This is a genomic window from Streptomyces sp. AC555_RSS877 (assembly GCF_019049245.1).
GTDB lineage: Bacteria > Actinomycetota > Actinomycetes > Streptomycetales > Streptomycetaceae > Streptomyces.
Window position 1 is genome coordinate 17,133 of the sequence record NZ_JAGMUK010000009.1, and the last position, 20,435, is coordinate 37,567.

The window sequence follows — 20,435 nt, forward strand, 5'->3', positions numbered from 1 at the left end:
CCGACCATGACCACCCGCCACTTCACCCCCGAGCAGCTCGAAGAGATCGGCGTCCCGTTCGAACTCGACTGCGACGGCACCGCTGAAGAACTCGCCTGCGACACCGTCTCCACCAGCCGCTGGAACAAGACCGTCCGTCTCGTCTTCCGCGCCCCCGACGACGGCCTGACCTATGCCGTCCGCTACCAGCGCGGCCTGACCGAGCAGCAGGAGTGCGACCTGTGGTTCGGCGACGACGAGATCAAGGCGGTCGAGGTCGAGCAGCGGCCCGTCGTCGTCCAGCAGTGGAAGCCCGTCACCGCCCCCGCCAGCCGCAGCCTCGACACGGTGCTGCCCGCCTGGGAGGCGATGTACGAGCCGGGCAACGTCTCCGACTACCTGATCGGCTACGCCAACTCCGAGGCCGCCGCGAAGGGTGCCGCGGAGGCGTGGCTGCGGTCGCAGAAGGACGAGGTCGGCCGCCTGGAGTGGCTGCCGCAGAACCCGTGGGACGGCTACGACACGGAGTTCGAGTTGATCGAGCGGCACGACGACGGCGTCGACACCGGGCCGGGGATCACCGTCCGCCGCCGCGCCGCTGCTGTCCCGTCTGCCTGAGGAGCCGTCATGCCCACACCCGCGTATCCGCCCGCCGACGACCGCCTCCGCCACCTGCTCGCCCAACGGATCAACTGCCACGTCGACACCTGGAAACTCGCGTTCTTCATCGCCGGGGCTGTCGTCGACGACCCGGCCATCCGCGCCGAACTGAACCGCATCGCCGCCGCCCACACGGCGGGCCAGCCGTGCGGTGACCGGAACTGCCGCGCCTGCTTCGACGCCGCCACCGCCCGCACCGCGACCTGAGGAGCCACATGACCACCGTCGAGTTCTTCATCCAATGCGAGCAGCCCGACGGCTCGTGGGAACAGGCCAGCAGCATAACCACCGACGTGGACTTCGCAGCCGAGCGGCTGATCCGACGACGCGAGATGCAGCCCGAGTTCACGTTCCGCCTGGCCGAGCGCACCACCACAGTCGTGGTGCGGCCGCTGCCCGACTGCCTCGACTGCCGTCATTGGAAGTGCGACGGCAACGGGCCGTGCGGAGCTCTGCTCAGCGTCAGCGCTGTCAGCGAGCGTCGATGCACCTGCGCGGGTCCTGCCGCCGCCTCGTCCGCCCCGTGACCGGAGACGAGCCCCGGGCGCTGGAATCGCCCGGGGCTCGCACCCCGACCTTTCCACACCCCGCCGGCCCCGACCGAAGGAACAACCCGATGACCCAGCCCGAGCCCATCCGTAAGAGCCTCCTGCCGTGCACGCCGCCGCCTGAGTGGGAGTTCCACACCGTCCTCGGCGCCCGCTCGGACACCAGCGGCGTCGCCCTATTCCCCGGCGACACCGGCCCGGTCGTGATCCGCCGCCGCGTCTCCTACGGCGACTGGGAGCCTGTGCGTCCGGGCTGCTGGGCGGAGGAACCGCCGACCGACGCTGCTGCCGTTCCTGCCGGGGTGGCGCCCGCCCCCGACCAGACCGCGCCTGAGCTGACCGCCGAGGAGGCCCGCGACCTCGTCGACGAACTCGGCCTCCAGCTGTACCGATCCGAGGACGCGTTGGCGTTCGTCGAAGAGTGCTGCGTGATCGCCGACCGGGAGCAGCGCCCCGTGACCACGGCCATGGTGCGGGAGTGGCTGAAGGGCGCACGCTGCGGACGCCAACTGCTCGCCGACGCTGAGGACCGGGCCGCCTTTGAGTCCGCCCTCGCCAGCCAGACCGGGCCCAAAGCCGACTCAAAGCCCGCCACCGACCGGGCGGATGCCGCCGAGCGTCGCGAGCGGTACGCCACCCCACTGTTCGCGATCATGCGACAGAACGGCTGGGACGGCGAGCACACCGAGCAGGTGGACCGCGAGATGGACCTCGTGCTTGACGCCGTGCTGGCCGTCGCGGACGCCGAGCAGGCCGAGCTGCGCCGTGAACGGGACCTCGCCATCGCCCACGACCGGCAGCCCTACCCGACAGCGTGGGCCTACGAGCAGGCATGCAAAGCGCTGCACCGGAAGGAAGCCGCGATCGAACGCGTGCTGGAGTTCGCGGCCAGCCTCGACGAGATCGGCCGCCGACTGGCCGGGCCGGACGCGGTACACCCGGTGGCCGCGCGCATCCGGCACCTGCTCGACACGCAGCCCGTTGGTGGGGCGCAGCAGCCGAAGGAGGCGTGATGCAGCGCGAACTGAACGCGTGCGGCTTCTCCTCCGAGACGATCGCCGCCGAGTACGAGACCGACGCCGCCCTCGCCGAGGCCGGACAGGACATGGCCGACCCGTACTTCCTCGCCGCGTTCGCCGCCGAGGACGCACACCGGGCCCTCGACTGGGCCGCCGCGCAGCAGCCGAAGGAGGACCCGTCGTGATCGCCGAGGCCATCGACACCGTGGTCACGCTCGGCGTCGCGCTCCTCGCGTGGATCGTCCTCCTCGCCGCGGTGGCCACGCTCGCCGGGTGGACCGTCGTCGTCACCGTCGCGTGCGCCTGCCGAGGCCTGTGGCGAGGCGTGGCGGGGGTTGTGGCGCTCGTGCGGCACTCCGAGGTTCCCGCCTCGCCTCCCGAGTCCCACAAGCCCGCAGACGCCCGCACGCGCCCCTCGTGGGCCCACATCGACAAGGAAGCCGCATGAACTGCACCAGGCACCACGCTCAAGGCACCGCAACCGAACCCGTCCACGAAGTCCGCCTCACCCCCGTCAAACGCGCCCCCACCACCTACACGCTGCACCGCCTACGCCGCTGGAGGTGGGACCTGAAGACCTACACCCCCAACCCGATCGACACCCGGCCGCTCATGGTGACCGGCGGCGGTCACGAACTGGGCTACACGTTCACCCGCTGGGGCGCCCTGCGGCACATCGCCCGCGCGATCAGCAAGACCCCGAGCCCCGGCATCGCGCCCTCGTGGGCCCACACCGAACAGGACACCGCATGACCGACCGCCACACCGTCGACAGCATCACCAGTGACGCACTCGACGCCCTCTACGAATCCCTCGAAGCAGCCCAAGACACCGAGCTGTACCGCCAGCTGCGCGGCGCAGACGCGGCGTTCGCATCGGCCAGCATCCGCGCCGCGCGCGCCGAGGCCGCCATCGCCCGCGTCCGCGCTCTCTGTTCGCCGGAGCAGAACACGGATGCACTGGGCTACCTCCGCCGATCGCAGGACGTCCTCGCCGCCCTCGACCAGCCCGCGCCCGGCCTGGCAGCTACCCAAGCGACCGACGGCCCGGCATGGATGCTCGCTGGCACCCGCGACCTGTCCATCCCCGCCCACGACGGCGGGCCGACCGTCCGCGAAGCCGCCGACGCGGACGCGCGCTGGCCGCTCGAAAAACACGGCGAGTGACCACCTGGCCGTTCCTCGCCGCCGCCATCGGCGCCGGACTGGTTGCCAACGCCGGGTTCGCCGCGGCGCGGTGGCGGAAACGACGGCGGTGGAGACGGGACCAGCGGCGGGAATGACGAAGGGCCCTCTCCGATTGCGGCGGAGAGGGCCCTTCGCTGTGTGCGGGGTCAGGCCGCTTCCTCGATGGCTGCCTTCTTCGGATTCTTGATCACGTACCGCACCCACGACTGCGTCAACCCCAACCGCGACGCCAGCACTTCCACCGGGACGCCCCGCCGGTGTGCCGCCCGCAGCACCTCGTTCCGGCGCAGCTTCCAGCCCTTCACTGCCTGCTTGCTCGCGATACCCCGATGCAGCACCCCCGCCACCGTGAGCAGCAACCGGCCCAATGTGTCGTCCAACTTGCGTCGCACTCCAGCCCCCTGTCAGTGCACCGACAATCGACCTTCACAACGGTCGACGGCGCACCAAGGCGGCACAAGGGCGCAAACGCGGCGCACGCGAACGCCCTCGCATCCGATGGCCGGGATACGGGGGGCGCTTGGTGGCGTGGTCAGGCGGTCGGCGCCGGGACCTCGGTCAGCTGGTACGGCTCCGGCAGTTCCGGCATCGGCACCCTCAGCACCCGACCCAGCATCGCGCGCGCCATCATCTGCCACTCTGCGTCGGGCCGGCCTGCCGGGCGAACGAACAGCAAGGAGCCGTCCTTGCGCACGTAGGTGCCGCCGGTGAAACCCGGGCCGGTCTCCAGAGTCGACACGTCGACGCGGAACTCGGCGAGCAGGTCATCGAGCGCGGTATCCATCAGATGGTCAACCGTGGTGGATTTCACGGGCCGCTCTAACGCGGCATGGGTAAGCTGAGGCACGAGAACCTTCCTTCCAGGGTTGGGTTTCTTGATCGGCGAGTTACAGCTCGCCGATAGAACGGGCCGGGTGTTGACGCACCCGGCCGTTCGCGTTTCAGGTGCCGAGTGCAGTAATCGCCTCCCTCAGGTCGGTTGCCGCGTGCGAGTGCTGGAATCGGGGCGCCGACAGCATCGAGCTCACGCGATGCGCGCGCTTGTTGATCCAGCTGATCTGGGCCTCGGCGGGGAGTGCCAGTACAGGGGCCATCGCCTCGGCTGCCGCTTCGACCTCGCCGAGTTGTACCTGGGCGGTCGCCAGGTAGATGTGGCACAGCCGCTCGTCGTCGAGGGACCGCTGCTCCGGCGCCATCTGCTTCCAAGAGGCGATCGCGGCCTCGGCTTCGGTTGCTGCGGTGCGCGCGTCGTCGCCGCCGTCCAGCCAGATCAAGGACGAGGCGGCGTAATACCGCTGCTTGGTCTCCGAGAATTCGAAGAGGCCGGCCAGGGAGTCGGGGCGGTGGATGCGCTCGCGTGCCTGCTCAGCGAGATGCAGGGTGCGATTGGCGCCCCGGCTGTCGCCGAGGTTGGCGAGGCACTGGACCTCACCGCACACGAGCCGCGCCTCCCCGGAGCCTGGAACATCGCCGGCGTACTGGAGCCCGTCACGGACGTAATCCAGGGCGATGCCGTAGTCGCCGTTGAAGCGGGCGATCAGGGACTGCGTGCCACGCACCCACATCAGGAGTTCGGTGTCGCCCGCGTACTGGGCGCAGCGACCTGCGGCGCGCGCGTGCTCTAACGCGGCGTCGGCATCGCCGAGGTCGAGGGCGGCGTAGGCGAGGATTCCGGAGAGGCGCCCGGCGGCGACGTAGAGGTCGGCCCGCTCGTGGGGTCCGTGCCGGTAGTCCTGGAGGCGTTGGAGTGCGTCGCGGCGAAGCGTGTCGGCGCGGAGCAGCATCGGGCCGGGTGCCTGGGCGAGGTAGTCGACTGCCGTCTCTTCGACCCCGGCGTGGAGCTGGTCGATTTCCAGGTCGGCGAGCGCCATGAGGTCACGCGAGGTTGCGAGGGAGGCGGCCAGCGTCTTGCGGGTGGCTGCCTGTTCCTGCCGTTGTGAATGCTCGCGAAGGAACTCGGCGACGAGTGCCCCGTTTGCGTGCAGGGCGGTATCGGCTGCTTCCGCCAGCTCTGCCGTGGGGGCTCGCCGTCCTGTCTCCACATGGTGGATGTGGGTGCGGTGCATGAGGATTCGGCTGGACAGTTCAGCGAGGGTAAGGCCGGCGTCTTGCCGGTGTCGGCGGAGCTCCGTTCCGAAGGTCATGCCGTCATCCTGTCGCCGCTTGCGGGTTGGGCGGAGGGGGTTGCTGTTGTCAGATTCGCCTGTTGCCGATTGACAACAGGCTGAATCTGGAACGGCGCTCAGCATGGTGGTGCGCTGAGGTCATGAGGAATTACTGCTCGGGCTTTTCGCTCTCGCCGCTTTCTGGTGCTGTCTTTTCGGCGGCGCCCCTTCCGCGCGGTTTTTCGCGATTTCGGAAGAATTCCTCCACGGGCCCCCACTCCATCATCCAGACCCGGCCGGCTCGGAGTCTCCGCTCGGGTGGGATGGGCCAGTCGGGGTCGGTGTCGGCGATGTGGCGGACGCCCTGCCGCGTGATCGGTCTGGAGACGAGGCCAAGCTTGTTCAGCCGCTCGGCGATCTCTGTGAAGGTGACCAGGTCGGGCATCCCTCCCTTCTCGTCATCGGCTGTCATGTCGCCATTGTTCCTCTCCGCCCGACGTACTTGTCAACGGTTAAGTGTTCCTCTACTGTCGAAGACGAACGAAGCCCCGACCGGTGGTTGCACACCGAATCGGGGCTGCTCAACAGCCCTCCCCAGTGGTTGCACACCGGGGAGGGCCTGCCTGATCGGGTGGTTGCACACCCGGCCAGAACATCCGGAACCACCTGCGCTATCAGGAGGACCAGACATGGCAGATCGTACTTGGCAGGGCGCTAGTACCGGAACCGGCCTGCTCGACACCCCTACTCTGTCGCCTGCCGACCGCCTCGCTCACGAGACCGCGTCGTACCGCCGCTCCACCCCGCCCGCCCCGAAGCCGGCCCGCCGGATCCTGGAGCGTTTCTCGGCTGGCGCCCCGCGTGGCCAGTGGCCGGCGGAGTCCTACGCCGCGGAGCAGCGGCGCAACGGTGTCCCGGCCCGGGTCGTGATGGACCTCGCCTCCGACAGCTTCCTCGTCATCGTCGAGGGCGCGTCGTGAGCCCCGCCGAGCAGGGCATGCAGGCGAAGGCTCTCGCGGAGCAGGCCCGGCAGCACATGGAGGCCGCGAAGGCTGCGGCCGAGGCTGCCGAAGCCGCCCGGCGCGCCGCCGAACAGCAGCGCTAACCCCCAATCCCCGCGGGTGGCGGTGTCCACCCCCGTCCCGCCGCCCGCGGCTCGCAATCCCCGCACCACTCCCACCGTTCCTATGACCTTGAAAGGGTCTGTGATCCCCATGTCTCCGTTCGTCTTCTCCGCCGATGCCGCCTTCTTCTCCGCCGAGGTGCGTGAGATCCGCGCCGGCCTGTTCGTCGACCAGATCGACGCCTCCTGGGAGGAGGTCCGCGGCGACGAGTCTGCCGAGCTGACGCTGCGAGCCCTCGCCGCGGACCGGTCCGGTGACTGGGCCGCGCTGGACGCGATCGTCGCCCGGGCCAGGGAGATCGACGCCGCGAACCCGTTCGGTGAGCGGCTCGTCGACCAGCTGACGGCGCTCATCGACTACCCGGCCGCCGCCTGATGGCTGTCCGCGACGCGCCCGCGCCGCAGCAGCCCGCGCCCACCGCCTCGGATCCACAGGCCATGGAAGACGAGCCAGCCCAAATCTGGGAGCCCGGCGACTGCGACGACCCGTCCTAGCCCGACCCGACCTGAGAGGACAACCCGATGCCTTCCACCAAAGCCCAGGTGATCGTCTGGGTGATCACTGTGCTGCTGGCCGGCCGACTGGTCTTCGTCGCCGTGCAGCACGACATGCCGATCCTCGACACGGCCGCTATCGCCCTGCTGGCCGCCTACGGACTCAAGGCCGCCATCGAGAATCTCACCACGTCCGTCGCCCGTGCCCGGAACGGAACCAAGCGATGAGCGGCAACCGGCTGACCCGCTGGGTTCGACGCCTGGACGTGTTCGCGGTGATCGAGAAGCTGCTCACCCTGGCCGCACTGGTCTTGGTCGCCGTCACCGTTGGCGGGCAGTTGGGCCAGATCCTTGGCTTGCACGGCACGGTCGGTCTGCTGGCCGGCTGGTCGATCGCCGTCGTGTACGACGCGCTGTGGATTGGTGCGTTGCGCATGTCGGAGGTGGCGATCCGGCAGCGGTCCACGGTCGGTATCGCCGTGATGCTCGGCCTGTCGGTCGTCGCGGTCGGCACGTCGACGGCGACCCTGCTGATCCTCGGTCACGCCCAGGTGTTCGCTTTCGTCCCGGTCGCCGCCGCTCTGTTCATGGGGCTGCGCCTGTTCGCTGGGAACGTCCTGGCCGACGCCGACACCGCGGCGGCCATCGCCGAGCAGTCCGCCGCCGACCGCAACGCCCGAGCCCTGGCCGCAGCCGACGCCCGGCATCTGCGTGCTGAGGCCACCACCGACGTCGTCACCGAGACCGCCGGGCATCTCGCCGAGGCGGAACGCCAGATGGCCCGAGCGGATGTCCTGACCCGAGCGCAAGCTCAGATCAACAAAGCGCGGGCCAAGGCCGAGGAGCGGCTGGCGAGCTCCGAGAAAGAGCACGGCACGGCGGCTCTCGCCTTCGCTGAAAGGGACCTCGTGCTGGCCGTGTCCCGCCCCGTGGTCACGGCTGGTGGACACGTCGCGGCTGAGCTGGATGGTCACACGGTGGTCACACAGGCCAAGCCGGAAATCGAGCCCGTGACCATCCCGCCCGTGACTGCGGACGAAACGGACACGGTCACAGTTCCGGTACAGGCCCCAGTCGAGGACGGAATGACCCTTCAGGACCTCGCCGACATCAAGGGCATCGAGCTCCCAGAACCCGGCGCCACCCTGTCCGACGATCAACTCGAAGTCGTCCTGCGCTGGCTGCGCTACGCCATGGAGCCGCCCCGCTCCTACCGGCAGGCGCAGGCCGAGTTTCGCGCCCACGGCTTCAGGGCCCGCGAGGAGCGCGTCCGCCGCATCTGGGGCGAGATCGAAACGAACGAAGCCAAGGTCCACTGACCGCAGGCCGGCACAGCCAGTGAGGCCCAGCCCCCCACGGTCTGGTCCTCGCTGAGACTGCCGGAAGCAGTCGAAGCAGCAAAAACGCAGGTCAACCCGGTGAGTGAGCCGGTGAGCGGAACCCTCGCAGACCCGGCAAGCAGACCCGGACACCGACACCACACGAACCGACCGAGAGGAGGAGCAGGCACGTGAGCGGATCCACGTACTGGGCCAAGGAGATCAAGCAGGCGGACCGGCGCTCCCCGAAGGAGGGCGCGACCCGCCGGCTGGATCGGCTGCGCAGCGAGCTGCGCGGCCTGGATCCGGTGGTGGCCAACCGCGCGTGGGGCGAGATCGGTGATGCCCTCCAGCGCATCACCGACCGCTACACGCAGTAAACGTTCACCCGCTCATTCACCCACGGGACAGATGAACTCTGCCTGTGCTACGCGCGCACGTGCGCGCACCAGGTAAACGTTCACCCGCCCCAGTCACAGACCGTGAAAGGAAGACGATGGAGATCCTGCTCATCGCGTGCATGCTCGCCTACGCGGCTGGCGCGCAGAGCGAGCAGTCGAAACTGGGGATGTCCCCGGCGCAGCGCGCCATCCTCAAAGAAGAGGCCCGGCACGAGAAGGCCGTCCGGAAGATCGCCGACAAGTACGGGGACGCCCCGGTCAAGAGCGGCCCGGCAGCCACCTCGCCCTGGAAGAACGCTCCGGCAGCCAACGGGCAGCACGCCACCACCATTACTGAAGCCTTCCGCTCCGCATACCGGGGCCACACCCCGGTCCAGCGGGTGGCAACACCAATGGGCAGGCGTGCCGGCGGCTGGGTGGCGCGGGGCGTGGCTTGGGGCGAGGACACCGGCCGCGGAGCTCTGCGGGAATTCCGTAAGCGCCGCCAAGCCGGGGGCGGCAACGATCCGGCCCCCGTGCTCGTGCCGGCGCCGCCCGCACACCCGCCGACCGTTCCCCCCATGCCCGCTCAGCCCCCGCAGCCGCCCGCAGCCGCCGTCGGCGGTGCAGGCCAAGGCGTCTCGCTGGCGAAGCCGGCCGCCGCACCCGGCGGCGGAGCGGCTACTGCTCCAGCCGGCGTCACGCCCCCACAGCAGACGCCGGTGCCCCCAACCGTCCCCACCCCGCAACCCGCCGCCAACCAAGGAGGAACAGGGCGTATGGCAGCAGAAGTGACCTACGAGTCCGTCATGGACGAGAGCGACGAACTGTCCCTCATGTGCGACGACGACGTCCGCGTCTACGACCGCATCCGCACGCGCTGCGAAAGGGAAGCCGGCCGCGCCGACGAACTGATCGCCGCCATGGATCTCATGGGATTCGGGCCGACCGTCACCCGCTGGGTCGTCCGCGCCAAAGAGCAGTACCAGGTCATCCAAGGCCAGGTCGACGACCTGCAGACGAACACGATCGCCCAGGGCGAGCAGGTCGTGAAAGCCAAGACGCTCCTCGAAGCCGGGCAGGGCGTCTACGCCGGCATCGCCCAGGACATGGAAGACGTCGCCGACCGCGACGCCTACATCTCCGACGCCGTCGACGCCGAAGACACCACCGCCCACACCGAGATCTACGAGACGCAGGGAGCCTGACCGTGAGCGCAACAAACAGCGTCGGAGCGATCGTCACCTACGCCAGCGTCCTGGCCAGGGGCGCCGCGTACAGCATCCGTGCCGCCAACACCCGCCGGGCAGTGGAACGGATGCAGTCCCGGTTCCAGGAGCGGGCCGACTCCGCCCGCTACCTCGCCGAAGCCATGACCGTCCTGCACGTCGACGAGCCGACCACCACCGCGTACATGGAGGTCGCGACCCTGTCGGACGCCATGGCCGCCAACGTCGCCGGGATCGTCTCCGCCTCCGACTCGCTGTCCACCGTGGCGCAGGGCCTCGACAGCGAGACGAAAGCCCAGCACGGGCGCATGGCGGACGCCAACCGCACCCACAGCGTGCAGATGGCCGACCGCGAGTTCATCAAGCGCTCCTGAAGGGGGCGCACACCAGGAAGGGCGGGGTCGCACCCCTGACCCCGCCCTTCACCACCGCAGACCCGGAGACGAATCCCGATGGCAACGTCGACCATAGCCACACCCCAGACCACGGAAGAAGCTTCCCAGCCCCAGCCGGGCGGGACGAACTCCTGCATCCAGCAGCTGCACAATCCCGGCGTGTACGCGGGCGCCGGACTCGGTATCGCCTCCGCCTGTCTGTCTGGCGACCCGCTCCTGGTCACGACGATCGGGGCCACGGGCATCGCCGCCGGCTGGACCGCCTTGGGGATGAATCCGGGCCCGTGGCGGTGGCTACCCGGGCACGGCGAGCCGTGGGAGTGGCTGTGCCGCCGCAGCAGCAGCGTCTACCGGCGCAAGGCGCGCCGTATGCGCCGCCGCCTCGGGCAGACCGCCGACACCCCGGCGGAGGGCCTGTTCGTCATCGGCGTGTGTGACGGCTGGCGCAACCGTGAAGACCGGCCCGCACTGGTCCGCGAGGCGACCGCCGAAGCCCACCGTCTGCGGTGCGCCTCCCTGCGCCATGCATGGGCGAACGCCCTTCCCAACTGGGATCGCGGATGGTGGCGCCGCTACACGCCCGCCGAAATGGTCCTGCGCGCCGGCCCTGCTGTAGCGATCCCGGCCAGCGGCTTCGCCGACGTCCCCTGGTGGGCCCACCTCGCCGTCGTCTCCGTAGCTGCAGCCTGGGGTTCCTGGCTGTGGGACCGCCCCGAGCCGGGCGCCCCGGCCGTCGAGAGCGCGCAGGCAGCGGACTGGTATCTGGCCCGCTGGCAGGAGTGGATCGCCCACGAGCGGGGCCCGCTGCCCGCATCCAAGCTCACCAGCCTGCACGTGGACGACGACAAGCTCACCGCGATCATCGTGTCCACCACGACCCGGCCCGCCCTTGGTGTCGACCAGGACGCCGTGTCGATCGCATTCCGTGTACCGCCGCGTGCCGTGAACATCTACCGGCCCGACGACATGCCCGCCGACCGGGCCAAGCTCACCGTCAAGCTGCGCGCCCTGACCAGCACCGAACTCGACATGGACGACCTGGCCGCGGTGTGGGACGAGTTCAATCCCTATCCGGGCAGCAAGCTGTACGACGCGCAGAAGACCGAGCACGGCCGCAGCTTCAAGCTGCTCATGCCGCGCAAGGGAGCCTCGGTCGCTGACGTGCAGCCCCGTGTCGTCGCCCAGGTCCTCGATCTGGACGGCGAAGAGGCCGTCGCCCGGCTGCACCTGCGGATGCTCGACGCCCGCCGCATCGAGGTCAGCGAAATGACCCAGAACCCGCTACAGGAAGGGGTGCCGCTCGACCTGGTCGCCCTCACCATGGACGACGAGGGCTACATCATCGTCGGCAAAGACGTCCACGGCCGGCCCGCCAAGTGGCGGCTCCTCAAGTTCGACGCCAAGCGCCGCGGCTTGTCCGGGCAGTCGTCCGCGTCTGCGGTCCACGCGTTCGGCTCCGGCACCACCGGAGCAGGCAAGACGTCCCTGGAAGAAGACCTCCAAGTCGCGCAGCGGCTCAACGGGTTCATCTCCTGGCTCGCCGACGGTAAGGGCGGAGCGGGCTACGCCCCGTGGATGCCGGAACTGGACTGGCTGCTCAAGTCCCCCTACGGGGCAATGCTCATGGGCCAGGCCGCCAACGCGGTCAGTGAGTACCGGTACGCCGAGCAGATGAAGATGCAGTGGCTCGACGAGGAGGGCTTCACCGAGCAGGGCCGCAGCTTCTTCGTGCCCGGTGAGCCGTTCGCGCCCATGGTCACGACGTGGGACGAGTTCAACGAGATGATCCTCAAGGACCCGCAGGCCGACCACGTGAAGCCGCTGCTGCGGTCCGTGTCCTCCGTGGGCCGTCTGTCCCGTGCCGCCGGTATCGCCGCCCGCATCTGGGTGCAGATCCCCAACCTGGACTCGATCGGCTCCGACGCCAGCGCCAACGCCATCCGCGACATGCTCCAGTCCGGGAATATCGCCCTCTTCCGCACCGCCCGCGCGGACGTCGACATCATGTCGCTCGGCTCCCGCACCCCGGAGATCAGGCTCGCCCCGCTCCCCGAACGCTTCCCGAACGGCTCCGAGACCGGCGGCCTCTGCTACATCGCCGACGGCAAAGCCCAGTACACGCAGTCGAGGGCCATGTTCCACAGCAACCCGGCCCGCGTCGCACGCCAGTTCCCCCTGGAGACCCTGACCTCGGCGGAAGCCGACGCGGCAGCCGCAGCCGGCCCCGCCGGTCTCGCCTACCTGCGCCGCGAGGAGTACCGGCACGCCGACGCCGGCGAGGAGGAGGAGTTCCTCCGCGAACTCGTGGCCAAGGAGCAGGAGAAGAACAAGAAGAACACCAAGGTCATTGCCACCCGGGCCGCACCCGCAGCGCCTGCCGCCGCGGACGTCGAAGACGACGACCTGGACGACCTCGTCCCCCCGACCCGCTCACAGCTGGTCTGGCAGGCCGTAGACAGCGGCGCCCGACGCAACAAGCAGATCTCCGAGGTCACCGACCTGAAGCCCACCAACGTCGCCAACGCGACAGCCCGCCTGGAACGCCTCGGAAAGCTCACCAAGAAGCAGCGCGACTGGCACACCGCCGAACCCCTCGACACCGAATCCATCAGCGCCTAACCCACCTCGCAGAAACGGACTCATCTCATGACCATCGCAATCAGCACTCTGTTCTTCATCGCCTGCATCGGTATGGCCTGGTGGTTCAAGAAGGACTCGTCCTTCCGACCGCGGGAGTTCATCGCCGTGTCCGTGTTCTGGATCCTCCTCGTCGCCACCCCGGTCGGCGCGGACGTCGTCAAGAAGATGCAGGACATGGTCGGCAACGGCGCCCGGACCAGCATCGACACCGTCGACTCCGTCTCGTCCAAGTAGCCCCGCCAGACGGCCCGCAGCTCGCGGGCCGTCTCCGCCCCCGAACCGCGCCACCTGGCCCGGAAGGAGACCCAGCCCATGCCTGCACAGCCTGAGCCCACCGACCGGGCCGAAGTCACCAAGCTCGCCAACGCCGTCGAGGAAGCCCTCCTGGAGGCCATACCGAAGAGCTTCCGCGACGACAGCCCCGTCCCGCTCATCGGTAGCGCCCCGCCGGTCGCCCAGCCTGGCGTGCCGCCCATGTCGCAGCGGGCCACCGACATTGGCCGCCTCATCACGTACAGCTCCCTCGCCACCGTGCCGCCCGGCCTTATCGCGATCGGCCTCATGCTCGCCTCCGAGCATGCCAACCCGACCGTCATCGGCATGATCTGCGCCGCACCCGCCGCGATCGCCGTACCGATCCTTGCGTTCGCACGGCTCCTCCGCGGCGCGAAGGACGTGCTGCCCAGCGAGATCCACCAGCACTACAACGGCACCGTCATCCAGCAGACCACCCACAGCGAGACCCGCGGTGTGTGGGCCCGCACCAACAACCAGCTGCCCAAGTGAAGGAGAAGCCCGTGCCCATCGCCACCGCCCTCTCGCTCGCCGAGGTTCTCGACGGCTGCCCGGAAGAGGAGTTCGTCGTCTGGCTTGACGAGTACAGCGCCTACCTGTTCCTCGGCCACCTCGACGCCGACACCGCGCAGACCCGCATCCGGACCGGCTACACGATCGACCCCGAAACCCTCGAGCACCGGCACATCCGCTTCGACCGGCACGAGCACGACAGCTGCGGAGGCGACATCGACGACTGCGGACGCGACTGCCACGAGCAGCCCTGGTGGGTTCGCGAGGCGCCCGACGGCATTCCCGCGACCATGGTCATGGCCTGGTACAGCGCCGAGGAGAAGACCACCGCGGACGCGATCGCCGCACTCAAAGCAATGTGATCAGCCAGCAGAAGGGCCCGGACCGTCATCGGTCCGGGCCTTCTTGTGCTCGGTGCCACTGTGCCATTGGCCGCTGTTGTCAACCCCATGCGGCACCATTGGCCTAACGCGCCCCCTGCTTCCCGCACCGAGGAGCCTGCCGTGCACGACACCGCCGAGTCTGCCTACGAATGGCCCGCCTGTAGCCCCTGCGGGCGTGCACTGCGGCACGACGAACTCGGGCGGACCGGCTGCCGGCTCTGCCAGAGCCGCACCGACGAATTGCTCCGCAAGCTCCCCGGCGGCGACGGGCTCTACGCCAGGCTCGCCACGCGTCTCGTGCCTGGCCGGGGTGGTGACGGCTCGGTTGTGTCCGTATCCCGCACGCCGCCTCTCCCGCTCCGGCTGGAGCCGCTCTCCCTAATGGCCCGTGGCGGTGTCGTTACCGTCCTTCAGACGTGGCAGGTCGACTGGCACGAACAGCTCGGCTGGCGTCACCCGCGCTGGAATGGCGGCCTGCAGCAGCAGTTGGACCAGGCCGTCCACGCGCTGCGCCTAAACCTCGAATGGGCCGCCGCCAGCCACCCCGCATTCGGCGAGTTCGCGCAGGAAGTCGGCAGCCTGGTCCGGCAATGCGAACGCCAGATCACCGGAGAGCGCGCCGAACGGCCCGTCGCCGTCACCTGCCCCTGCGGAACCGTCCTCCGGATAACCATCTCCACACCCGGGGCCCGATGCCAGGGATGCAGCCAGCAGTACGCGCGCAGCGAGGTACTCGACCTGCCACTCGCCCAACGCGCCGCGGCGTGAAACGCAACGGTGGTTGACAACTGACCTGCACCGAAGCGATCCTGTGCTCACATGGAACTTCTGTCGCAAGGGCCACCCTGAACCGGGTGGCCCTTCGTCATGCACCAGGAGGTGCTCAATGCCTCCAAAACTCATCACCGCAGCTGACGCCGCCTACTACACCGGCCGGCCCGTCGGAACGATCTGGCGATGGGCGTCCGAAGGCCGCATCCACCGGTACGGACACGGCAGAGGCGCCCGGTACGACCTGGATGAACTCCCGGCAAAGACCGTCGACGAGTTCGGCGAAGTCCAGCTCGGTGACCCGCCGCCGCTTCCCGATCGCGTCCACCGCGCCGCATAGCTCGGGGTGCCGGTCCGCGCCCCGACGTTCCGCCGCCCGCAACGTCCCCCCGTCACGGGCGGCGGGACAGCCAACCTCGCGCCACGCGGCGCACAGCCGTAGGGAGGCCGCGTGCCAGACAATCTTTCGAACACGGGCGAGAACCTCACCCTGGACTGGATTCTCGGCGTCGGTACGCCGACCAGGCCCACCACGCCCCTCAAAGTCGCCCTGGTCACCGCGAACGGCGACGACACCACAGCAGGCACGGAGGTCACCGGCGGCTCCTACGCCCGCCAGAACCTCTCCGTCGCAGCGGCCGTCAGTGGCTCCACCTCCAACTCCGCAGACCTGGTCTGGACGGGCCTGCCCGCGGCCACCGTCGTCGGCGTCGAAGTCTGGGACTCCGCGGGCACTCCCGTCCGCCTCTGGTACGGGGCCCTCTCCGCGTCCCGCACGGTGGCGGCCGGGGACGAACTCCAGCTCACCGCAGGGTCTCTGACGCTGTCGCTCGCATAGGGAGGCCAGCGTGCCCAGCCTCTCGACCCTCGTCGACAACTTCAACGCAGGCACGCTCGGCCCCGAGTGGGGCAACTCCTACGGCGGCACCGCAGTCGTCGGCGGCAGGGCCCGCGTCCCCTGCACCACCGGATACGCCGGCTGCCAAACCGGCTACGCCTGGACCCTCGCCGGCGCCAGCTTCTTCGTGCAGGTGTCGACCGTCCCGGCCGCATCGACCGCGACCGCTGAGGCGTACTGCGCCGTCATGGTCCAAGGAACCGTTGAGGGGACGCGAGTCGGGTTCAGCATCAACGCCGTCAGCGGCATGATCCGGTTCGTATCCGAGGTCGGCTACTGGGACGACGACGCCGTCCAACTCACCTACGACCCCGTCGCCCACCTGTTCGTGAGGCTCGGCGAGGACGGCACCAACCTCCTGTGGGACACCAGTCCCGACGGGACCACGTGGACCAACCGCAGGACGCTCGCCACCCCCGCATGGATCGACACCGACATCGACGTATGCGCCCTCGACATGAGCGCCCACCGCGACGCCGGCACCGCCGACTATGCCGAATTCGACCTGTTCAACACCCTGTCCAACGGCGCCGTGTGGACCGCCTCGTCCGCCCTCTCCGCACAGACCGCGCTCGGCGCAACAGCGCTCGTCACTGTCGACGCAGCAGCAGACCTGACCGCCGACAGCACCCTCGCAGCCATCCCGGTCCTGTCCGCGCACGCGGCAGCCGCACTCACCGCGGAAGCGACCCTCACCGCTGACGTGGCATCCAGCGAGATCCCGGAGGTGGCCGCATTGTCCGCCGGAGACTGGGACCTGTACATCGAGCAAGGCGCCACATTCGTCCAGACGTACACCGTCACGGACGACCCCGAATTCACGTGGTCCGGCTGGACGGCACGGTCACAGATCCGCAGTGAGGCATCGGAGAACGGGGAGCTCCTCCTCGACCTCACCAGCTACCTGACCATCACCGGAGGCGAGATCCAGCTCGCCATTCCCGCATCAGTGACGGCGACACTGACCCGCAACGGGCGCTGGGACCTGGAAGTCGTGCAAGGCGCCACCGTCGTGCGGCTCCTCAACGGGCGGGCGATCGTGTCCCCGGAGGTGACCCGGTGAAGATCCAGGTCGCTGGCGAACGCCCCACCGACGCGGTCACTGTCAACGGCGGCCAGCAGTCCCGCATCGTCACCGTCAGCGCTGGCCTCGTGTTCTCCGTCATGGGGCAGACCGGGGCCGTCACCGGCCTCGCGCTCACCGCGGACGTCGTCGCAGCACAGGAAGCCGCCGAAACCGACGCCACCGCCAAGGTCGCTGCGCACACGATCGCCACCGACCCGCACGGCGACCGGGCTTGGGCGTCCGGCCAGTTCCTCCCTCTCGCCGGCGGCACACTTTCAGGCGCGGTCACCACGACCGGGGCCGTCACCGGGGCGAGCTTCAACACCGACGGCACCGTCCGCTCGGCGAACTTCCGCACCCAGTCCGATACCGAGCACGCCCTCACCGTCTATCAGCGGGCCACCGGCACCTCGCCCGGCAGCGTCGCCCTGAACGTCATCTCCGACAAGCCAGGCGACTCCGCGATGTGGCTAAGCGGCAAGGAATCCGCCCGCGGCACCCTGAAGATCGCCCACCTCAACCCCGGTGCCGGCGCCACCGCAGACGCCTCCGCGGCGGCCATCTCCATCGACCTGCAGCGCAACGGGCAAGGCGGCACCGCCGCGCAGGGCATCTTCCTCACCTCGACCGAGGGCCCCACCACCGGCCGACTGCTGGTCCTGCGGAACTCGGACCCGGCCACCACGGACGACTTCGTCGTCAACTCCGCAGGCCTGACCGGCATCCGCATCCCCGTCGGTAACACCCCGGCCGCAGCGCTCGAAGTCCGGCAGCGGGACACGGCCACGGTCGGTCTCCTCGTGCAAGGCGCCGCCTCGACGGCGCAACCGTTGTTCCAGGTGAAGACGTCCGGTGGGACGGCGACGCTGGAAGTCGGCACGTCCGGGGCAATCGTCACGAGGGCTGTTGCCTTCCTCACCGGTGCCCTCCAGCTGGGATCCACCAGCAGCGACTTCGGCGGATCCGGCGGCGTCGTCATCTCGATGAAGGACGCCACCACCGCGCCGACGACGAACCCGACCGGCGGCGTCATCGCCTACAGCCAGGGCGGGGTTTTCAAGGTCCGTAACGCGGCAGGCGTCGTCTTCGACACCACCCGGCGCACCGTAACCGGGGCGAAGGGCGGCAATGCAGCGCTCACCAGCCTCCTCACGCAGCTCGCCACGATCGGGCTCATCACCGACAGCACCACCTAACCCGCACCCCGAAAGGCCCGCGCCCATGGCCGACGAACAGACAAAGGCCGCTTGGAACCCCGAGGATCACGCGGGGCACGGCAGCCCGTGCGAGCGCAGTCCGGACGGATCCTGTGCCGAGCCGAAGCCTGAACCCATCGTCGAGGCGTATCGCACGATCGCCGAGCACGAGCGGCAGCAGGACGAAGCGTGCCGCGCCGAGATCGAGCAGGTCCTCGCCAAGTACGGGCGCAAGCTCGTCGTCACCCAGCCGCAGATCACGATCGTCCCGACGTAGGAGACCGTCATGCCCCGTACCGCCATCGCTGCCACGCAGGCATCCCGCGCCGGAACCGTCCTCCCCGCAGCGACCGCCGGAGACGTCACCAACGGCAACAGCGTCACCAACGACGGCCGCGTCGTTCTTGTCGTCAAGAACACCGGGGCGAGCAGTCGCACCATCACCTTCCAGACCGCGCGCACCGTCGACGGCCTCACCGCACCCGTCCGCTCCGAGTCCATCCCCGCGGGCGAGACGCAGATCTTCGGGCCCTTCTCGCCGAACGACTACGGCGACACCCTCGGCTTCAACGTCGACAACGCCGAACTGACGGTCAACGTCATCCGCGTCTGACCAGCCTCAACCCGCAGAGGAACCCGCATGGCCCGCATTCAGATCCTCGAACTGCCCACCGAGCACCGCGGCGACGACACGATCACCCCATTCGCCCTCGTCATCGACCGAGCCGAATCCTCACTGATGGACCCTGAGGGACCGACGCTGAAGGCCATGCAGTCGAACCTCGCCGAGCGACTCGGCGCCCGCGCCGTGCTCATCTTCGAGGAGACCATCGAGATCCCCGCCAACGAGGTGCCCGTCGATCCCGACGGATACCCGCTGAAGATCCGCGTCGAAGGCGACTTCGAGACGTTCCACGAGCAGGTCCAGGACGAGATCCGCAAGGCGCAGGCCGAGATGGGTGGCGCGGGCCTGCGACGGTCCGTCTAGTCCTGGAACGAGCCGTCCCTGCGGCGCTGATGGCGGCCCATCATGTGCTTGCACTGAGGGCAGCACTTCAAGAACACAGGCTTGATCAACCAGGCCAAGCAGACGAAGTACAGCGTGTGACGCCCCATCCGAGCGATCCACGACATCGTGCACGTCTGACAATCACGGCAACCACTGGCCATGTCATTCTCCTCATCACGCACGCGCGCCCATACGCGCGAGGAACAGATGTGATCAGGTAATGGAGATCAACACGGGTTGAGTGACACACCTGTTACGCACTGGGAGGAACGCTGTGCCAACAGCACCACCCACACGATGCTCACTCCCCGAATGCCATGACCTCGCAACCCAACGAGGCAGATGCGATGACCATCAGCCCCAAGCATGGCGAGGCAGACCATCACCCCAAGAGCGCTACGGCATGAGCAGCGGCACCATGCGCGCACTCAAAGCCAAGGTCACAGCACGCGACAACGGCTGCTGCTACGTCTGCGGAGGCGAAGACGCCGACGAACTGGAACACAAGATCCCAGTGAGCCAAGGCGGAGCAGCGCGCGACCTCAACAACCTCGGACTGATCCACTCCGAGCCCTGCCATCGCGAGAAAACCGCACGCGAAGCAGCAGAAGGATCAAGGCGGGCGAGGGCCAAGAGGAACGAACGGCCTGCTCAGGGCGGGTAGGGGAGTCAAAATCGCGGGTCAAGATCGCTGGGGGACCGACGCGGCCAGTGAAAAAGACCTGGACTCAGAATCTGGGATAGGGGGTCGTGATCATGGCCCGTACTGCGCAGCCTGCGGCTCTCAAACTCCTGAAGGGTCAGGGCGCCGGCAAGGACTCTGGCGGGCGGCAGGTCAACGTAGGGCCAGCGTTCAAGCGGGTTCCGCCTCAGCCTCCGGAGTGGCTGTCCGAGGAGGCGGCTGCCGAGTGGGCGCGGGTGGTGCCGGGTCTTTCGCGGCTGGATCTGTTGAAGCCTGAGGATCGTGCCGGCTTGGCGGCGTACTGCGAGGCGTGGGCTGTGTTCCGTGAGGCGACGGAGACGGTGCAGCGTGAGGGGCTGACGATCGAGGCCCGGCAGGGAACGCTCGCCCATCCGGCGGTCGGGATCGCTCGGGCCGCGGGCCGTGAGATGCGGTCCTGGGCCGGGCATTTCGGGCTGACTCCGTCGACGGAGCAGGCCCTCGCGAGGGGGGCCGACGATGGCGGCGAGGACGACAACCCGTTCGCGTAAGAGGCCGACGGCTG

34 protein-coding genes are annotated in these 20,435 nt (G+C 69.1%); 30 read left to right on the forward strand and 4 right to left on the reverse strand.

The genetic code is table 11. From position 1 onward, the window contains the following. Window positions 1–6 precede the first annotated feature (6 nt). The 8 genes from KUM49_RS04840 to KUM49_RS04875 all read left to right on the forward strand — a co-directional run bounded on the left by KUM49_RS04840 (window position 7) and on the right by KUM49_RS04875 (window position 3,372). A complete protein-coding gene (locus KUM49_RS04840) occupies window positions 7–597 on the forward strand; it encodes a hypothetical protein (RefSeq protein ID WP_217235426.1) in 591 nt (196 codons plus the stop codon). Between the two features lie 9 nt (window positions 598–606). Then, the gene (locus tag KUM49_RS04845) at window positions 607–846 is read left to right on the forward strand and encodes a hypothetical protein (RefSeq protein WP_217235427.1); all 240 of its coding nucleotides are present in this window, start codon (window positions 607–609) and stop codon (window positions 844–846) included. Between the two features lie 8 nt (window positions 847–854). Further along, the gene (locus tag KUM49_RS04850; RefSeq protein WP_217235428.1) at window positions 855–1,166 is read left to right on the forward strand and encodes a hypothetical protein; all 312 of its coding nucleotides are present in this window, start codon (window positions 855–857) and stop codon (window positions 1,164–1,166) included. 89 nt (window positions 1,167–1,255) lie between these two features. Next, window positions 1,256–2,200 carry a hypothetical protein gene (locus KUM49_RS04855; protein ID WP_217235429.1) on the forward strand — a complete coding sequence of 315 codons (945 nt, stop codon included), beginning with the start codon at window positions 1,256–1,258 and terminating at the stop codon, window positions 2,198–2,200. Further along, on the forward strand, window positions 2,200–2,391 hold the full coding sequence (locus KUM49_RS04860; protein ID WP_217235430.1) for a hypothetical protein: 192 nt from the start codon (window positions 2,200–2,202) through the stop codon (window positions 2,389–2,391). The genes KUM49_RS04855 and KUM49_RS04860 overlap by 1 nt, the downstream gene beginning before the upstream one ends. Continuing rightward, window positions 2,388–2,654, forward strand: a complete 267-nt coding sequence (locus tag KUM49_RS04865) for a hypothetical protein (protein ID WP_217235431.1) — start codon at window positions 2,388–2,390, stop codon at window positions 2,652–2,654. The genes KUM49_RS04860 and KUM49_RS04865 overlap by 4 nt, the downstream gene beginning before the upstream one ends. Beyond that, window positions 2,651–2,959 (forward strand): hypothetical protein, encoded by a 309-nt coding sequence (locus tag KUM49_RS04870; RefSeq protein ID WP_217235432.1) that lies wholly within the window; start codon window positions 2,651–2,653, stop codon window positions 2,957–2,959. The genes KUM49_RS04865 and KUM49_RS04870 overlap by 4 nt, the downstream gene beginning before the upstream one ends. Further along, a complete protein-coding gene (locus KUM49_RS04875; protein WP_217235433.1) occupies window positions 2,956–3,372 on the forward strand; it encodes a hypothetical protein in 417 nt (138 codons plus the stop codon). The genes KUM49_RS04870 and KUM49_RS04875 overlap by 4 nt, the downstream gene beginning before the upstream one ends. 167 nt (window positions 3,373–3,539) lie before the next feature. Here the strand turns inward: KUM49_RS04875 and KUM49_RS04880 are convergent, their stop codons facing one another. The 4 genes from KUM49_RS04880 to KUM49_RS04895 form a co-directional block, all read right to left on the reverse strand. After that, a complete protein-coding gene (locus tag KUM49_RS04880; protein WP_254400743.1) occupies window positions 3,540–3,773 on the reverse strand; it encodes a hypothetical protein in 234 nt (77 codons plus the stop codon). Window positions 3,774–3,925: 152 nt separating this feature from the next. Next, a complete protein-coding gene (locus KUM49_RS04885; protein WP_217235435.1) occupies window positions 3,926–4,240 on the reverse strand; it encodes a hypothetical protein in 315 nt (104 codons plus the stop codon). Between the two features lie 94 nt (window positions 4,241–4,334). Further along, a complete protein-coding gene (locus KUM49_RS04890) occupies window positions 4,335–5,537 on the reverse strand; it encodes a helix-turn-helix domain-containing protein (RefSeq protein WP_217235436.1) in 1,203 nt (400 codons plus the stop codon). Window positions 5,538–5,667: 130 nt separating this feature from the next. Beyond that, a complete protein-coding gene (locus KUM49_RS04895) occupies window positions 5,668–5,970 on the reverse strand; it encodes a hypothetical protein (RefSeq protein ID WP_217235437.1) in 303 nt (100 codons plus the stop codon). A gap of 217 nt (window positions 5,971–6,187) precedes the next feature. Between KUM49_RS04895 and KUM49_RS04900 the strand changes: the two genes are divergently transcribed. The 22 genes from KUM49_RS04900 (at window position 6,188) to KUM49_RS05000 (ending at window position 20,421) form a co-directional block, all read left to right on the forward strand. Then, on the forward strand, window positions 6,188–6,478 hold the full coding sequence (locus KUM49_RS04900) for a hypothetical protein (RefSeq protein ID WP_217235493.1): 291 nt from the start codon (window positions 6,188–6,190) through the stop codon (window positions 6,476–6,478). Then, window positions 6,475–6,603, forward strand: coding sequence for a hypothetical protein (locus KUM49_RS49720; protein ID WP_302185397.1), 129 nt, complete (start codon window positions 6,475–6,477; stop codon window positions 6,601–6,603). The genes KUM49_RS04900 and KUM49_RS49720 overlap by 4 nt, the downstream gene beginning before the upstream one ends. 109 nt (window positions 6,604–6,712) lie before the next feature. Further along, window positions 6,713–6,997 carry a hypothetical protein gene (locus KUM49_RS04905; protein ID WP_217235438.1) on the forward strand — a complete coding sequence of 95 codons (285 nt, stop codon included), beginning with the start codon at window positions 6,713–6,715 and terminating at the stop codon, window positions 6,995–6,997. 146 nt (window positions 6,998–7,143) lie between these two features. Beyond that, window positions 7,144–7,344: a hypothetical protein gene (locus KUM49_RS04910; protein WP_217235439.1), complete on the forward strand. Its 201-nt coding sequence runs from the start codon at window positions 7,144–7,146 to the stop codon at window positions 7,342–7,344. Continuing rightward, window positions 7,341–8,435 carry a hypothetical protein gene (locus tag KUM49_RS04915; RefSeq protein WP_217235440.1) on the forward strand — a complete coding sequence of 365 codons (1,095 nt, stop codon included), beginning with the start codon at window positions 7,341–7,343 and terminating at the stop codon, window positions 8,433–8,435. Before KUM49_RS04910 ends, KUM49_RS04915 begins: the two co-directional genes overlap by 4 nt. A 191-nt stretch (window positions 8,436–8,626) precedes the next feature. After that, window positions 8,627–8,815 carry a hypothetical protein gene (locus KUM49_RS04920; protein ID WP_217235441.1) on the forward strand — a complete coding sequence of 63 codons (189 nt, stop codon included), beginning with the start codon at window positions 8,627–8,629 and terminating at the stop codon, window positions 8,813–8,815. Window positions 8,816–8,931: 116 nt separating this feature from the next. Further along, entirely contained in the window at window positions 8,932–10,023 is a 1,092-nt protein-coding gene (locus tag KUM49_RS04925; protein ID WP_217235442.1) for a hypothetical protein, read from the forward strand. Window positions 10,024–10,025: 2 nt separating this feature from the next. Then, window positions 10,026–10,418 (forward strand): hypothetical protein, encoded by a 393-nt coding sequence (locus KUM49_RS04930; protein WP_217235443.1) that lies wholly within the window; start codon window positions 10,026–10,028, stop codon window positions 10,416–10,418. 78 nt (window positions 10,419–10,496) lie between these two features. Further along, the gene (locus KUM49_RS04935; protein ID WP_217235444.1) at window positions 10,497–13,058 is read left to right on the forward strand and encodes a hypothetical protein; all 2,562 of its coding nucleotides are present in this window, start codon (window positions 10,497–10,499) and stop codon (window positions 13,056–13,058) included. Between the two features lie 27 nt (window positions 13,059–13,085). Beyond that, window positions 13,086–13,313 (forward strand): hypothetical protein, encoded by a 228-nt coding sequence (locus KUM49_RS04940; protein WP_217235445.1) that lies wholly within the window; start codon window positions 13,086–13,088, stop codon window positions 13,311–13,313. A gap of 78 nt (window positions 13,314–13,391) precedes the next feature. After that, window positions 13,392–13,865, forward strand: coding sequence for a hypothetical protein (locus KUM49_RS04945; RefSeq protein ID WP_217235446.1), 474 nt, complete (start codon window positions 13,392–13,394; stop codon window positions 13,863–13,865). Window positions 13,866–13,876: 11 nt separating this feature from the next. Next, window positions 13,877–14,248 carry a hypothetical protein gene (locus KUM49_RS04950; RefSeq protein WP_217235447.1) on the forward strand — a complete coding sequence of 124 codons (372 nt, stop codon included), beginning with the start codon at window positions 13,877–13,879 and terminating at the stop codon, window positions 14,246–14,248. Between the two features lie 141 nt (window positions 14,249–14,389). Continuing rightward, entirely contained in the window at window positions 14,390–15,037 is a 648-nt protein-coding gene (locus KUM49_RS04955; protein ID WP_217235448.1) for a hypothetical protein, read from the forward strand. A gap of 118 nt (window positions 15,038–15,155) precedes the next feature. Further along, entirely contained in the window at window positions 15,156–15,380 is a 225-nt protein-coding gene (locus tag KUM49_RS04960) for a helix-turn-helix domain-containing protein (protein WP_217235449.1), read from the forward strand. A 111-nt stretch (window positions 15,381–15,491) separates the two neighbouring features. Further along, entirely contained in the window at window positions 15,492–15,878 is a 387-nt protein-coding gene (locus KUM49_RS04965) for a hypothetical protein (RefSeq protein ID WP_217235450.1), read from the forward strand. 10 nt (window positions 15,879–15,888) lie between these two features. Next, entirely contained in the window at window positions 15,889–17,001 is a 1,113-nt protein-coding gene (locus KUM49_RS04970; RefSeq protein WP_217235451.1) for a hypothetical protein, read from the forward strand. Then, window positions 16,998–18,200, forward strand: a complete 1,203-nt coding sequence (locus KUM49_RS04975; protein WP_217235452.1) for a hypothetical protein — start codon at window positions 16,998–17,000, stop codon at window positions 18,198–18,200. The genes KUM49_RS04970 and KUM49_RS04975 overlap by 4 nt, the downstream gene beginning before the upstream one ends. A gap of 25 nt (window positions 18,201–18,225) precedes the next feature. Next, entirely contained in the window at window positions 18,226–18,477 is a 252-nt protein-coding gene (locus tag KUM49_RS04980; protein WP_217235453.1) for a hypothetical protein, read from the forward strand. Between the two features lie 9 nt (window positions 18,478–18,486). Beyond that, window positions 18,487–18,813, forward strand: a complete 327-nt coding sequence (locus KUM49_RS04985) for a hypothetical protein (RefSeq protein WP_217235454.1) — start codon at window positions 18,487–18,489, stop codon at window positions 18,811–18,813. 27 nt (window positions 18,814–18,840) lie between these two features. After that, window positions 18,841–19,188, forward strand: coding sequence for a hypothetical protein (locus tag KUM49_RS04990; RefSeq protein WP_217235455.1), 348 nt, complete (start codon window positions 18,841–18,843; stop codon window positions 19,186–19,188). Window positions 19,189–19,612: 424 nt separating this feature from the next. Then, complete coding sequence (locus tag KUM49_RS04995; protein ID WP_254400745.1) at window positions 19,613–19,873, forward strand: HNH endonuclease; 261 nt, start codon at window positions 19,613–19,615, stop codon at window positions 19,871–19,873. A 92-nt stretch (window positions 19,874–19,965) separates the two neighbouring features. Continuing rightward, window positions 19,966–20,421 (forward strand): phage terminase small subunit P27 family, encoded by a 456-nt coding sequence (locus KUM49_RS05000; RefSeq protein WP_217235457.1) that lies wholly within the window; start codon window positions 19,966–19,968, stop codon window positions 20,419–20,421. Window positions 20,422–20,435 lie beyond the last annotated feature (14 nt).

Coding starts and splice junctions, on each gene's coding strand:
- KUM49_RS04875 (WP_217235433.1), top strand. CDS start 2,956: ATGACCGACCGCCACACCGTCGACAGCATCACCAGTGACGCACTCGAC.
- KUM49_RS04960 (WP_217235449.1), top strand. CDS start 15,156: ATGCCTCCAAAACTCATCACCGCAGCTGACGCCGCCTACTACACCGGC.
- KUM49_RS04935 (WP_217235444.1), top strand. CDS start 10,497: ATGGCAACGTCGACCATAGCCACACCCCAGACCACGGAAGAAGCTTCC.
- KUM49_RS04840 (WP_217235426.1), top strand. CDS start 7: ATGACCACCCGCCACTTCACCCCCGAGCAGCTCGAAGAGATCGGCGTC.
- KUM49_RS04900 (WP_217235493.1), top strand. CDS start 6,188: ATGGCAGATCGTACTTGGCAGGGCGCTAGTACCGGAACCGGCCTGCTC.
- KUM49_RS04895 (WP_217235437.1), bottom strand. CDS start 5,970: ATGACAGCCGATGACGAGAAGGGAGGGATGCCCGACCTGGTCACCTTC.
- KUM49_RS04905 (WP_217235438.1), top strand. CDS start 6,713: ATGTCTCCGTTCGTCTTCTCCGCCGATGCCGCCTTCTTCTCCGCCGAG.
- KUM49_RS05000 (WP_217235457.1), top strand. CDS start 19,966: ATGGCCCGTACTGCGCAGCCTGCGGCTCTCAAACTCCTGAAGGGTCAG.
- KUM49_RS04980 (WP_217235453.1), top strand. CDS start 18,226: ATGGCCGACGAACAGACAAAGGCCGCTTGGAACCCCGAGGATCACGCG.
- KUM49_RS04940 (WP_217235445.1), top strand. CDS start 13,086: ATGACCATCGCAATCAGCACTCTGTTCTTCATCGCCTGCATCGGTATG.
- KUM49_RS04850 (WP_217235428.1), top strand. CDS start 855: ATGACCACCGTCGAGTTCTTCATCCAATGCGAGCAGCCCGACGGCTCG.
- KUM49_RS04845 (WP_217235427.1), top strand. CDS start 607: ATGCCCACACCCGCGTATCCGCCCGCCGACGACCGCCTCCGCCACCTG.
- KUM49_RS04990 (WP_217235455.1), top strand. CDS start 18,841: ATGGCCCGCATTCAGATCCTCGAACTGCCCACCGAGCACCGCGGCGAC.
- KUM49_RS04985 (WP_217235454.1), top strand. CDS start 18,487: ATGCCCCGTACCGCCATCGCTGCCACGCAGGCATCCCGCGCCGGAACC.
- KUM49_RS04855 (WP_217235429.1), top strand. CDS start 1,256: ATGACCCAGCCCGAGCCCATCCGTAAGAGCCTCCTGCCGTGCACGCCG.
- KUM49_RS04870 (WP_217235432.1), top strand. CDS start 2,651: ATGAACTGCACCAGGCACCACGCTCAAGGCACCGCAACCGAACCCGTC.
- KUM49_RS04910 (WP_217235439.1), top strand. CDS start 7,144: ATGCCTTCCACCAAAGCCCAGGTGATCGTCTGGGTGATCACTGTGCTG.
- KUM49_RS04860 (WP_217235430.1), top strand. CDS start 2,200: ATGCAGCGCGAACTGAACGCGTGCGGCTTCTCCTCCGAGACGATCGCC.
- KUM49_RS04925 (WP_217235442.1), top strand. CDS start 8,932: ATGGAGATCCTGCTCATCGCGTGCATGCTCGCCTACGCGGCTGGCGCG.
- KUM49_RS04890 (WP_217235436.1), bottom strand. CDS start 5,537: ATGACCTTCGGAACGGAGCTCCGCCGACACCGGCAAGACGCCGGCCTT.
- KUM49_RS04995 (WP_254400745.1), top strand. CDS start 19,613: ATGAGCAGCGGCACCATGCGCGCACTCAAAGCCAAGGTCACAGCACGC.
- KUM49_RS04945 (WP_217235446.1), top strand. CDS start 13,392: ATGCCTGCACAGCCTGAGCCCACCGACCGGGCCGAAGTCACCAAGCTC.
- KUM49_RS04915 (WP_217235440.1), top strand. CDS start 7,341: ATGAGCGGCAACCGGCTGACCCGCTGGGTTCGACGCCTGGACGTGTTC.